This window comes from Pseudomonas sp. NY15374 (assembly GCF_048068255.1).
Classification (GTDB): domain Bacteria; phylum Pseudomonadota; class Gammaproteobacteria; order Pseudomonadales; family Pseudomonadaceae; genus Aquipseudomonas; species Aquipseudomonas machongensis.
In genome coordinates this window covers 117,222-128,661 of the sequence record NZ_JBLUPZ010000006.1, presented here as the reverse complement: position 1 = coordinate 128,661, position 11,440 = coordinate 117,222, and the positions used below count along the sequence as shown (strand labels likewise).

Here is an 11,440-nt window from a genome sequence, read left to right as displayed (position 1 = left end):
TACCCTGAGCTTGCAACCTGATGAGGAGACAGGAAATGAGCTTGCAACATAGCAGCGACACCGTGAAAAACGCCCAGCCCCCGAAGCCGCAGGTGTGTGGCTCGATCATCGATGCCCAGGGTCGTGAGGTTCCGATCACCGAGCAGATGATCCAGAAGGCCTGCAAGGAACTCGAGGAGAGCCGGGTGGAGAAAGTCCGCAAGGCTTGAAAAGCCATGAATCCCTTACAACCCGGCGCTTGCGCCGGGTTTTTCGTTTCCGCGCCCTGGGCAGGCCCGAGAATCCAAAACAATCATTTATTTTTTTGTACACGAAATATGCGCTAAAGATTTCACCGCGACGCGCCGAAACAGGATAAATAGCAGTTAGCCATCACGCGTGCGAATGGCCCCCTGCTTTTCACTCCCACGAATGGTTCGTCCCGATGAAGATAAAAAATAAGCTGGTGCTTGCGTTCGTATTGGTGGCTTTCATCCCGGTGGCCCTGGTCGGTGTGATTTCCGTGGTGAACATCCGTGCAGAGGCGGTGGATCAGTTCCTCGACGGGAGTACCCGCGAAATTCGTCAGATCGACGGCAACATGCGGCAGTTCTTCGACGGCACGCTGCAGAACGTAGAACAAATGGCGACGGATCCTGTATACACATCAGTGGGTACACTCAAGGATTACACTTCTGCCGACGCTGCCAGCCACCCCCTGCCTGCAGCCACCCAACAGGTCATCGACGCCTTTGCCCGTTACGGCGCCACTCATCCTGCGGCCGCCATCATCTCCATCGGCCTCGAAGATGGCACCTACGCCAAATGGCCGGATGATCCGAAACTGGCCAGCTACGATCCACGCGCACGCCCCTGGTACAAGGCTGCCATGGCCACCCCAGGCAAGACCGTGCGCACCGCCGCCTACTACTACGACAAGGACGACGTCGCCCTGGTCGGCACCGCGCGCACGCTCAACGATGCCAGCGGCAAGCCCAAGGGGGTGTTCGTGGTCAGCGTGTCGCTGAAGAACCTCACCGAGCTGGTCAAGAGCATCAAGCTGGGCAAGAGCGGCTACGTGATGCTGATCGAGAACGGCACCGTACTGGTTGATCCACGTGATGCCAGCCATGGCTTCAAGCAACTGAAGGACCTTGGCGAGCCCTACGCACAACTGGCAGCCACCGAGCAAGGATCCACCGAGGTGGTGATCGATGGTGTGCGCTACATGGCCAATGTCTGGACCTCGCCTGACCTGGGCTGGCGCTTCGTCGGCCTGATCGAGTACAGCGAAGTGATGGGCGCGGCCACCCACATGACCTACCTCACCGCCGTCATCGTGCTGGTGCTGGCACTGGTCTTCGCCCTTGTTGCAGCCGCGTTCTCGCGGGTCATCGTCAAGCCTATCGGCCAGGTCAGCACGGGCTTGCAGCAGATCGCCCAGGGCGAAGGCGACCTGCGCCAGGACCTGGTCATCCAGGGCAAGGACGAAACCGCCGAGCTGGCCGGCTGGTTCAACAAGTTCCTCGCGGCGATCCGCCAACTCATCCAGCACATCGGCGCCGCCTCGGGCAACCTGCACGAGGCATCGCGGGCCAACAGCGAACTGGCCGGCAACATGAACGAAGCCGCAGGGCGCCAGCGTGAAGCCGTGGAACTGGTGTCCACCGCCTTCAACGAGATGGTCGCCACCGCCAACGAGGTCGCGCGGTCCTGCAGCAGCGCAGCCGACGCCGCAGAGAACGGCCATCACCGCGTCGCCGAGGGCAAGCAGCAGATCGAGTTGACCACCGACAACGTCAATCGCCTGGGTAGCCGTCTGAGCGAGTCGTCGCAGGCGATGATCGAGCTCGAGGAAGGCAGCCGCAACATCAACCAGATCCTCGGCACCATCCGCGCCATCGCCGAGCAAACCAACCTGCTGGCACTGAACGCAGCGATCGAGGCCGCCCGTGCCGGTGACCAGGGCCGCGGTTTCGCCGTGGTCGCCGATGAAGTGCGGGCGCTGGCCAAGCGTACCGCCGATTCCACCGGCGAGATCGACCAATTGCTCAACACCCTGGGCAACAAGACCCAGGAGGTGTCGCAGAAGATGGAAAGCTGCCTGGACCTGTCGCGGGCCAGCGTGTCGTCGATCGCACGTGCGCGGGACAGCTTCGAGGGTATCCAGCTGTCGGTGAACGAGATCCGCGATCAGAACCTGCAGATCTCGGCGGCTGCCGAGGAGCAGCACAGCGTGGCCGAAGAGATCAACCGGCACATCCAGCAGATCTACGACGAGGCAAGGCTGGTGGAAGGCCTGGCCAGCTCGGCGCAATCGGACTCGGGCAGGCTGTCGCAGCTATCGGAAGAATTGAACGGCCTGGTCGGGCGCTTCAAGTCCTGACCCTCCTTGTGGGGCGCCGATTCGGCGCCCCGACGCGTGCCGCGCGCCTGCACACTCAACAACCGACCGCACGCTCCTCGGCACACAGGGGCGTGGCCTGGGCGTAGAAGACACTGGTCAAGGCCCCGACCACACCCATGATCAGGCAGAACCCGACGCACACCCAGGGGCTCCACGGCATCAGCGCAATCAGTGCCAAGGGCGTGGTGCTCGCCCAAAGGGCATAGGCCAGGTTGTAGGTGAAGGAAATCCCCGACACCCGGATCTGCGCCGGGAACAGCCCGACCATCACCGATGGCACCACCCCCACCACGCCACACGATAACCCGGCTAACGCATAGGCCGCCCAGGTCCAGCCCCACTGCCCTACCAGGCTGGCATACAGCACGCCGATCCCCAGCGGCAGCAACAGGCTGTAGATCGTCACCGCGCGCCAGGCGCCGATGCGGTCGACCAGCAGCCCCGCCAGTACGCAACCGATATTGAGAAAGACGATACCCACACTGCTGAGCGCGAAGGTATGCCCGGCGTCGATCCCGAAGCGCTGCTGCATGACCGTCGGGGTGATCACCACCAGCACCACCACCGCAGAGGTCAACACGCACGTCAGCAACGCGGCCGGGATCAGCGAAGCGCGGTGGCCGGTGAGCACCGTGCGCAGCGGAAATGCCACGGGCGGGGCCTGCCGCTCACGCAAGGCAAGAAACACTGGCGTCTCGCTCAGCCAACGGCGCAGCCAGACACCGAACACGCCGAACACCCCACCGAGCAGGAAGGGATAGCGCCAGGCGAAGTCGAGGATTTCCTGTGGGGTGTAGAGCCGCGCCAGCAAGGTGGCTACCAGCGCGCCAAGCAGGTAACCGAAGGTCAGCCCCGCCTGCAGGAAGCCCAGGGCGTAGCCGCGACGCCCAGGCGGTGCGTGCTCGGCCACGAAGGTCCAGGCGCTGGGCACCTCGCCGCCGACCGCAGCACCCTGCAGGATACGCAGGGCCAGCAGCAGCAGAGGAGCGGCGTAGCCGATGTCGGCATAGGTCGGCATGACTCCGATCAGCAGGCACGGCAGGGCCATCATCAGGATGCTCAGGCTGAACACGCGCTTGCGCCCAAGATGGTCCGCGAAGTGCGCCATGAGGATGCCGCCCAGAGGGCGTGCCAGGTAGCCGGTGACGAAGATCCCGAAGCTCTGCAGCAGGCGCAGCCACTCCGGCATCTGTGGCGGGAAGAACAGCTGGCTCAGGGTCAGGGCGAAGAACACGAAGATGATGAAATCGTAGATCTCCAGCGCGCCGCCAAGGGCCGCAAGGCCCAGGGTACGGTGATCGCCGCGGCTGAAACGAGGCGCGCGGGCGGTATCGATGGCAGTCATTTCTGGGTTCCGCAGATCGGCAAAGGGCAAGAGGATAGCAAAAGCCGATGCGTCTCAGCTGGAACGGCTGAAGGCGGTGTGCGAGAAGTTCATCCGCCGCCAGGAGCAGCCTGCGCCGCCAGCCAGCGCCGACGGCAGCGCAACCTGCCCCAGCAACTGCGGGGTGTCGATGATCGCCATGAACGATTCCAGTGCCTCGCTATCGGGCACCTTGGGCAGGCTGACACTGACCGACTGGCGTTCGCTCTGCGCGACGTTCGGCACTTTCAGATGCTGGGAGTGGTACAGCAGCACATGCTGGATCTGCGGGCTGACGCGGCAGAAGCGGGCCAGATCGACGCCGGCATGGCTGCCCAGTTCGATATTGCCCACCAACAGCTGGAACGGGTGCAACGCGCTCTGCACCAGGCGCTGCAGGTCTTCGAAGTTTTCAACCGGGGCGATCCGGTAATAGCCCAGGCCATTGAGCATGCGTTCCAGCTGCAGGCGCTGAGCGGGATGCTCGTCGGCGATGAGGATACGCATGGACTTGTTCGGCATGGTCCGGACCCTGGCGGCAAGGTGGTCAGAGACACTGCCTGGCCTTGCTGCGCCTGTGCGGGCAATGACGGGTCTCTGTCTTGATAGTTGTCGGGAACCGACGATAAATCAAGGCGCTGCACAGGGATTTTTCACCCCTGTTTCACGCGCTTTTCACTGCTCCCACTGACGCATGCGCAAGCGACAGTGCTTCATGGCATTGACGATGTGCTTTTCCACCACGCTCTGCGAAACCCCGAGGTGCTCGGCGATCTGCGGATGCGACAGACCCTCGAGCTTGCGCAGCAGGAAGCTCTCGCGGCACGGCGCACTCAACTCGTCCAGTGCGCGCCGAACCATCTCCAGGCGCTCATCGAGGTGCAGCAGTTGGGACGGTGCCGGACTGTGCCAGCGCTCGTCGCTGTCCAGCACTTCAAGCGGCTCGGACTGACGCACCGACTGACGTCGGTGCCGGTCGATCACCAGGTTCAGCGCAGTGCGATAGAGGAAGGAACGGGGTCGCTCGATCGGCGGGTGACCGCCGCGCTCGAGCAGGCGCAGGCAGGCGTCATGGGCAACATCTTCTGCCGCGTGCCGGCTGCCCAGCCGCGAGGAGAGGAAACTCACCAGTTCGCGATAGTAATGTTCCACCACGGCCCTTGCCTCTCCCGTTGGGCAACGTCAATGCGATTGAAAATACGCATCAGTGATATCAGCGTGTCATCTTACAAATTACAACCATTCTCAGCAACACACCCTCTCACCTGCGGCTAAATCCATTTCCCCAGCGTTCGTCTAACTGTGACCTCCGTGCGTGCCCTGAAAGGCGCGACACGCCCTTCATCCCTGGCTGGAAGTCTGCATGAGACGTACATCCACACTCCGTCGCCGCGTCGTTCTCGGCGGCCTGGGCCTGATCGCGCTGGGCAGCCTGCTGGCCTGGAAAGCCCTGCCGTTCAGCACTCTGCCGGTCAGCACCGTGCAGGTCACCCGCGGCGACATCGAAAGCAGCGTCACCGCCCTTGGCACCCTGCAGCCCCGTCGCTACGTGGATGTCGGCGCCCAGGCCTCCGGGCAGATCCGCAAACTGCACGTGGAAGTCGGCGATGAAGTGCGCAAGGGCCAACTGCTGGTGGAGATCGACCCCTCCACTCAACAGGCGCGCCTGGACGCCGGCCGCTACTCGATCGAGAACCTCAAGGCCCAGCTTGCCGAACAGCGTGCCCAGTACCTGCTGGCCCAACAGCAGTTTCAGCGCCAGCACGAACTGGCCAGCGCCGGCGCGACCCGTCAGGAGGATGTCCAGCAGGCCCAGGCGCAGCTCAAGGTGACCCAGGCACGTATCGACATGTACCAGGCGCAGATCCGCCAGGCCCAGGCCAGTCTGCGCAGCGACGAGGCAGAACTCGGCTATACGCGGATCTACGCACCGATGGACGGCACCGTGGTGGCGGTGGACGCGCGCGAGGGCCAGACCCTCAACGCCCAGCAGCAGACCCCGCTGATCCTGCGCATTGCCCGCCTGTCGCCGATGACCGTCTGGGCCCAGGTTTCGGAGGCCGACATTGGCCAGGTCAAGCCTGGCATGAACGCCTACTTCACGACACTGGCCGGTGGCAAACGCCGCTGGACCAGCACCGTGCGCCAGATCCTGCCGATCCCACCCAAGCCGCTCGACCAGACCAGCCAGGGCGGCGGCAGCCCGGCCAGCGCCAGCAGCGGCACCACCGGCAGCAAGGTGGTGCAGTACACGGTACTGCTCGACGTGGAAAACCCTGACGGCGCCCTGATGGCCGAGATGACCACCCAGGTGTTCTTCGTCGCAGGCCAGGCCAGCCAAGTGCTCACCGCGCCGCTGGCGGCGCTGGACGACGCGCCCACCGAGGGCATGCGCCTGGCGCAGGTCCTGAACCGTAACGGCAAGGTCGAACAGCGCCAGGTACGCACCGGCCTGAGCGATCGCCTGCGGGTACAGATCCTCGACGGCCTGAGCGAAGGCGAGCAACTGGTCATCGGCGCACCACGCGCCAGCGGAGGCTGAATGAACGCACCGCTGATCGAGCTCGATGACATCCACAAGGTCTACGGCGGCATCGACTCGCCCGAGGTCCAGGTGCTGCGTGGTATCAGCCTGAGCATCCAGCCTGGCGAGTTCGTCGCCATCGTCGGCGCCTCCGGGTCCGGCAAATCCACCCTGATGAACATCCTGGGCTGCCTCGACCGCCCCTCCCGAGGCAGCTATCGCTTCGCTGGCCGTGACGTCGCCAAACTCGACAGCGACGAACTGGCCTGGCTGCGCCGCGAGGCCTTCGGTTTCGTGTTCCAGGGCTATCACCTGATTCCCTCAGGCTCGGCCCAGGAGAACGTCGAGATGCCGGCGATCTACGCCGGTACCCCTGCAGCCGAACGCCATGCTCGCGCCGCCGCGCTGCTCGAACGCCTGGGCCTGGCCAGCCGCACCGGCAACCGCCCGCACCAGTTGTCCGGGGGCCAGCAGCAACGGGTATCGATCGCCCGGGCACTGATGAATGGCGGCCACATCATTCTCGCCGACGAACCCACCGGCGCCCTCGACAGCCACAGCGGCGCCGAGGTCATGACCCTGCTGGACGAGCTGGCCAGCCAAGGTCACGTGATCATCCTCATCACCCACGACCGTGAGGTGGCGGCGCGGGCGCGGCGGATCATCGAGATCCGCGACGGTGCGATCATCAGCGACTCGGCCGCCGATCGCTCGCCCGCTGCGCCCACACCTGGCTTGCAGGCGGATGATCTGCGCCAGCGTCTGGACCGCGGCGCCAGCCTGCGCGGCGCCTGGAAAGGCGAGTTGGTCGAATCGCTGCAGGCCGCCTGGCGGGTCATGTGGATCAACCGCTTCCGCACTGCCCTGACCCTACTCGGCATCGTTATCGGCGTGGCCTCGGTGGTGGTGATGCTCGCCGTCGGCGAAGGCAGCAAGCGCCAGGTGATGGCGCAGATGGCCGCCTTCGGCTCCAACATCCTCTACCTGAGCGGCAAGCACGCCACCGCCCGCGAAGCGGCGGGCCTGGTCTCCCTCGACGACGTAGCCGCCATCGCCGGCTTGCCCCAGGTGCAGCGCATCATGCCGGTGATCGGTGGCGAGCTGATGGTTCGCCACGGCAACAACAACCAGTCGTTCTACGTGGGAGGCAACAACACCGAATTCCCGCACATCCTCAACTGGCCGGTGGTCGAAGGCAGCCTGTTCACCGACGCCGACGAGCGCAGCGGCGCCGCCGTGGCGGTGATCGGCCAGAAGGTCAAGGAAAAGCTTCTGCCCCCCGGCAGCAATCCGCTGGGCCAGTACCTGCTGATCGAGAACGTGCCCTTCCAGATCGTCGGCGTGCTCGCGGCCAAAGGCGCAAGCTCCGGCAACCAGGACAGCGACGAGCGCATCGTGGTGCCCTACTCGGCCGCCTCCATGCGCCTGTTCGGCAAGCACGATCCCGAATACGTGATCATCACCGCTGCCGACTCCAGCCGGGTCTCGGAGACCGAAGCGGCCATCGCCCACCTGATGCGCAAACGTCATCATGGCAAGCAGGATTTCGACCTGACCAACGACGCGGCGCTGATCCAGGCCGAGGCGCGCACCCAGAACAGCCTGTCGCTGATGCTCGGCGCGATTGCCGCCATCTCGCTGTTGGTCGGCGGCATCGGGGTGATGAACATCATGCTCATGACCGTGCGTGAACGTACCCGCGAGATCGGTATCCGCATGGCCACCGGCGCTCGCCAGCGCGACATCCTGCGCCAGTTCCTCACCGAGGCGGTGATGCTGTCGATGGTCGGCGGCGTGACCGGCATCGCCCTGGCCCTGGCCATCGGCGGCGCGCTGCTGCTGGCCGATATCGCCGTGGCCTTCGCCCTGCCCGCCATCCTCGGCGCCTTTGCCTGCGCCGTGATCACCGGTGTCGTGTTCGGCTTCATGCCGGCGCGCAAAGCCGCCCGACTCGACCCGGTCAAAGCCCTTACCAGCGTGTAGCCCATGACATTGCCAAGCCGCATCAGCCTGCTGACCCTGAGCCTCTGCCTCGCCGCCTGCAACAGCACACCGCCGCCGCAGGCCGACATCACGCCACCGCCCTTCTGGCAAGGAACCACCGACACCCATCAGGCGCTGCCGGACAGCGCCTGGTGGCAGGCGTTCGCCAGCCGCGAACTGGATCGCCTGATCGAGCGCGCCCGCAGCAACAGCCACGACCTGGCGGCCGCTGCCGCACGGGTGCGCCAGGCCCAGGCGCGCGCCGTGATCGCCGGAGCGCCGTTGTTGCCCGAACTGCAGTTCGGGGTGGACGGCAGCCGCCAACGCCTGCTGCGCGGCGACGGTAACGACCAGCTCGACGCCACCAGCAGCGAACGCACCAGTACCGCCTTTGCCACGCGCCTGAGCGCCAGTTACGAAATCGATTTCTGGGGCGGCCTGCGCGCCGCCCGCGACAGTGCATTGCGCAACCTCGACGCCAGCCAATTCGACCGCCAGACGGTCGAGCTCACCTTGTTCAGCGCTGTCGCCGACAGCTACCTGCAAGGGCTTGCACTGCAAGAGCAGCGGCGTATCGCCCGGCTCAACCTGGACAACGCGCGCAATGTCCTGCGCCTGGTCGAAGCCCGTGAACGCTCGGGTTCGGCGACCCGCCTGGAACTGGCCCAGCAACGCGGCCTGGTCGCCGCCCAGGAGCGCCAGGTGCCGTTGCTGGAGCAACAGTGGCAGGACAACCGCGTCACACTCGCCACCCTGCTCGGTGATCCGGTGCAGAGCCTGGGCACCAGCCAGGAGTCGATCAGTGCACTGAACTGGCCAGGCATCGGCAGCGGCGTACCCAGCGCACTGCTCAGTCGCCGCCCGGACATCGCCGCCGCCGAGGCACGCCTGGCGGCGGCCAGCGCCGACGTGCAGGTCGCCAGGGCCGCCATGCTGCCGCGCGTGGTACTGGGCGCCGACTTGGGCAGTGGCGCCCGGACCTTCGCCAACGTCCTCGACAGCCCCTTCTATACCCTCACCACCGCCCTCACCGCGCCCATCTTCGACCGTGGCCGACGCGGCGCCGAACGCGACCAGGCCAAGGCGCGCCAGGAAGAGTTGCTGGAAAATTATCGCGCCCAGATCGTGGCAGGCTTTGCCGATGTGGAGAAGGCGCTCAATGCGATCGACGGCGTCGACCGGCAACGCCAGTGGCAGGATCAGGAAGTGGAACAGGCGCGCATCGCCTTCAGCCTGGCCGAACAGCGCTATGCCTCGGGGGCCGAGACCTTGCTGACGGTACTGGAAACCCAGCGCACCCTGTACCTGGCTGAAGACCAGCAGGCGCAACTGCGCCTGGCCAGGTTGCAGGGGAGCGTGGCGCTGTACAAGGCGTTGGGCGGAGGGTGGAGGCTTTGAGAAGGCGCGGGTTGTCTTCTTCGCGGGCAAGTCGCAGCGGGGAAACGCCCCAGCGACTTGCCCGCGAAAAGCACGACTCGGTGTTACTCAGGAAAGAATATTTTTCATCGACAGGTTACGCGCGTACCAAGGCCGACGCGGCACCCGCCGCAGCAGGTCGGCAATGCCGTCCTCTTCGCCGAAGGTGATACGCAGCGCAAGCTTCATCACCTCGACATCCATCTCCACCGTCTTGCCCGGACGAATCCCCGGCGTGGTGCTGCACCCATGCGTGTCCGGCCCCAGCCAAGGGTCTGCGACTTCCACCCAAGGGCCCGGCGCGAACCACTTCACGCCATTGACCTCCAGACGCCGCACCTGGCCCGGGTGATAGCGCTCATGGGCGCGATACCAGTCTTCGATCCGGTCGTCGATCCAGCCGTGGAAACCCCAGAACACCGGGTGTACGTGGGAGGAAAACGGATCACCCAGGAAGTCGTTCTCGCGGCCGAACCAGCGACCGGCGAAATCCGACGGGTCGCGCGCAAAGGGCACCGGTGCACTGTTGGACGGGTCCCGGGGGACCGAGGCCCAGCACATGTGCAGCCAGTCGTGCAGGTTCATTTCCACTTCCGAACCGAAGGTGCCCAGGCTCAGCTTCGACAGGTACTGCGGGTCCTGGTACTGCGATTCCCAGACCTGGAAATTGCTGCAGAAGGTCTCCCCGGCCTTGATCGCCGACACCCATTGGCCATACTCGTCGTCGCCCGGCGCTTGCCAGGGCGGCGGCACGCTGCAGCCGTCGTGATTGTCGTAATAGCGGGCAAAACCCTGCCGGTCGAACTCGACATTGGGCTGCGGCAGCGGAAAGCGCTGCCAGGAGGGCAGGTCCTGCAGGGCGCGTGCAGCATCGAGCATGTGCCGGTGCATGAACAGAAAGTCCACGCCCGAACCATTGCGGTGCTTGCGCGGCCCGCGGGCATCGCGTTCGCGGTCCCGCGGCCCTGGCTGCCAGCCCAGGCCGCGCAACGCATTGCGCTTGTCTTCGGGAATCTTGTGCCACTGATCGCGGGTCGCATGCCAGAGCTGGTGGAACAGACGGTGCTCGGGGCTGATGACCCAGGCCTGCATGGCCGGGGTATAGGGCAGGCGCTCACGCGCCTCTGGGAACAGGCGCTTGACGGCAACGAAACGGCTGTCCGCCACCGGCAAGGTCAAGGGCCGATCCAGGCGCTGCAAGCGGCCGCTGAGGGTGCCGCTGCCAGCGTTGGCGAACTCGCCCCACACCTCGTCGAGGCTGGCCACGCACTCATAGCCCGGCCCGCCTTTCTCACTGAGCAGGCGCCAACGCACCTGGGCAGACGACGCGCCGACCAGATCGCCCAGCACCCGGTAGGCGGCGGGCCCATCAGCCCGCAGGCGCTCGCCGGTATCGACGAAACCGCGCAGGCCACGGCCTTTGGTGGCGACGTCGAAGAACACTTCGACCCCCTCGCGCGGCAGGCCTTCAAGGCCGCCATCGGCGCCTTCGAAACGGATATCCCAGACACCGCGCAAATGGTCGGCCAGCAGTTGCCCGGCAAGGTCGGCAAGCTCGACGCTGGCCTCGCCCGGGGTGACGATGTCGTCTTCAGGGTCGTGGGTCAGCTCCTTGTGCGCATAGTAGGCGGCGGTACCCGCGGCCCCCGCCACTGCCAGGCCTGCGATGAATCCTCGTCGGGAAATGGTCATTGCGCCTCTATCCGTTCCAGCCATGCTGCGGCTTCTATCCAAGCTAGAACGTACGCTGGCGGGCAAAATTTACCGG

At 65.3% G+C, this 11,440-nt stretch carries 9 protein-coding genes and 1 pseudogene; 6 read left to right on the top strand and 4 right to left on the bottom strand.

What is annotated here, in order from left to right:
- The first annotated feature begins 35 nt into the window (after positions 1 to 35).
- The 3 genes and pseudogenes from ACNFHO_RS14620 to ACNFHO_RS14610 all read left to right on the top strand — a co-directional run bounded on the left by ACNFHO_RS14620 (position 36) and on the right by ACNFHO_RS14610 (position 2,365).
- Complete coding sequence (locus ACNFHO_RS14620) at positions 36 to 209, top strand: PA1571 family protein (RefSeq protein WP_176717846.1); 174 nt, start codon at positions 36 to 38, stop codon at positions 207 to 209.
- Between the two features lie 215 nt (positions 210 to 424).
- Positions 425 to 1,462: pseudogene (locus ACNFHO_RS14615) on the top strand (cache domain-containing protein); the annotation flags it as partial.
- Between the two features lie 135 nt (positions 1,463 to 1,597).
- Complete coding sequence (locus tag ACNFHO_RS14610; RefSeq protein WP_414155782.1) at positions 1,598 to 2,365, top strand: methyl-accepting chemotaxis protein; 768 nt, start codon at positions 1,598 to 1,600, stop codon at positions 2,363 to 2,365.
- A gap of 55 nt (positions 2,366 to 2,420) precedes the next feature.
- On the opposite strand, the gene ACNFHO_RS14605 is transcribed toward ACNFHO_RS14610, so the two are convergent.
- The 3 genes from ACNFHO_RS14605 to ACNFHO_RS14595 all read right to left on the bottom strand — a co-directional run bounded on the left by ACNFHO_RS14605 (position 2,421) and on the right by ACNFHO_RS14595 (position 4,901).
- Entirely contained in the window at positions 2,421 to 3,731 is a 1,311-nt protein-coding gene (locus ACNFHO_RS14605) for an MFS transporter (protein WP_151924087.1), read from the bottom strand.
- Between the two features lie 54 nt (positions 3,732 to 3,785).
- On the bottom strand, positions 3,786 to 4,271 hold the full coding sequence (locus ACNFHO_RS14600; protein ID WP_063544062.1) for a response regulator: 486 nt from the start codon (positions 4,269 to 4,271) through the stop codon (positions 3,786 to 3,788).
- A 153-nt stretch (positions 4,272 to 4,424) separates the two neighbouring features.
- The gene (locus ACNFHO_RS14595) at positions 4,425 to 4,901 is read right to left on the bottom strand and encodes a sigma-70 family RNA polymerase sigma factor (RefSeq protein WP_416766796.1); all 477 of its coding nucleotides are present in this window, start codon (positions 4,899 to 4,901) and stop codon (positions 4,425 to 4,427) included.
- 211 nt (positions 4,902 to 5,112) lie between these two features.
- Between ACNFHO_RS14595 and ACNFHO_RS14590 the strand changes: the two genes are divergently transcribed.
- The 3 genes from ACNFHO_RS14590 to ACNFHO_RS14580 are packed head-to-tail and all read left to right on the top strand — an operon-like array spanning position 5,113 to position 9,654.
- Positions 5,113 to 6,291: an efflux RND transporter periplasmic adaptor subunit gene (locus ACNFHO_RS14590; protein WP_416766730.1), complete on the top strand. Its 1,179-nt coding sequence runs from the start codon at positions 5,113 to 5,115 to the stop codon at positions 6,289 to 6,291.
- A complete protein-coding gene (locus ACNFHO_RS14585; protein ID WP_416766729.1) occupies positions 6,292 to 8,256 on the top strand; it encodes a MacB family efflux pump subunit in 1,965 nt (654 codons plus the stop codon).
- Between the two features lie 3 nt (positions 8,257 to 8,259).
- Positions 8,260 to 9,654, top strand: a complete 1,395-nt coding sequence (locus ACNFHO_RS14580) for an efflux transporter outer membrane subunit (protein WP_416766728.1) — start codon at positions 8,260 to 8,262, stop codon at positions 9,652 to 9,654.
- 87 nt (positions 9,655 to 9,741) lie between these two features.
- Here the strand turns inward: ACNFHO_RS14580 and ACNFHO_RS14575 are convergent, their stop codons facing one another.
- A complete protein-coding gene (locus ACNFHO_RS14575; protein WP_416766727.1) occupies positions 9,742 to 11,364 on the bottom strand; it encodes a twin-arginine translocation signal domain-containing protein in 1,623 nt (540 codons plus the stop codon).
- Positions 11,365 to 11,440 lie beyond the last annotated feature (76 nt).

What these genes read in the sequence shown, in the direction of transcription:
- ACNFHO_RS14590 (WP_416766730.1), top strand. Translation starts at nt 5,113, where the DNA reads ATGAGACGTACATCCACACTCCGTCGCCGCGTCGTTCTCGGCGGCCTG.
- ACNFHO_RS14585 (WP_416766729.1), top strand. Translation starts at nt 6,292, where the DNA reads ATGAACGCACCGCTGATCGAGCTCGATGACATCCACAAGGTCTACGGC.
- ACNFHO_RS14605 (WP_151924087.1), bottom strand. Translation starts at nt 3,731, where the DNA reads ATGACTGCCATCGATACCGCCCGCGCGCCTCGTTTCAGCCGCGGCGAT.
- ACNFHO_RS14620 (WP_176717846.1), top strand. Translation starts at nt 36, where the DNA reads ATGAGCTTGCAACATAGCAGCGACACCGTGAAAAACGCCCAGCCCCCG.
- ACNFHO_RS14600 (WP_063544062.1), bottom strand. Translation starts at nt 4,271, where the DNA reads ATGCCGAACAAGTCCATGCGTATCCTCATCGCCGACGAGCATCCCGCT.
- ACNFHO_RS14610 (WP_414155782.1), top strand. Translation starts at nt 1,598, where the DNA reads ATGAACGAAGCCGCAGGGCGCCAGCGTGAAGCCGTGGAACTGGTGTCC.
- ACNFHO_RS14580 (WP_416766728.1), top strand. Translation starts at nt 8,260, where the DNA reads ATGACATTGCCAAGCCGCATCAGCCTGCTGACCCTGAGCCTCTGCCTC.
- ACNFHO_RS14575 (WP_416766727.1), bottom strand. Translation starts at nt 11,364, where the DNA reads ATGACCATTTCCCGACGAGGATTCATCGCAGGCCTGGCAGTGGCGGGG.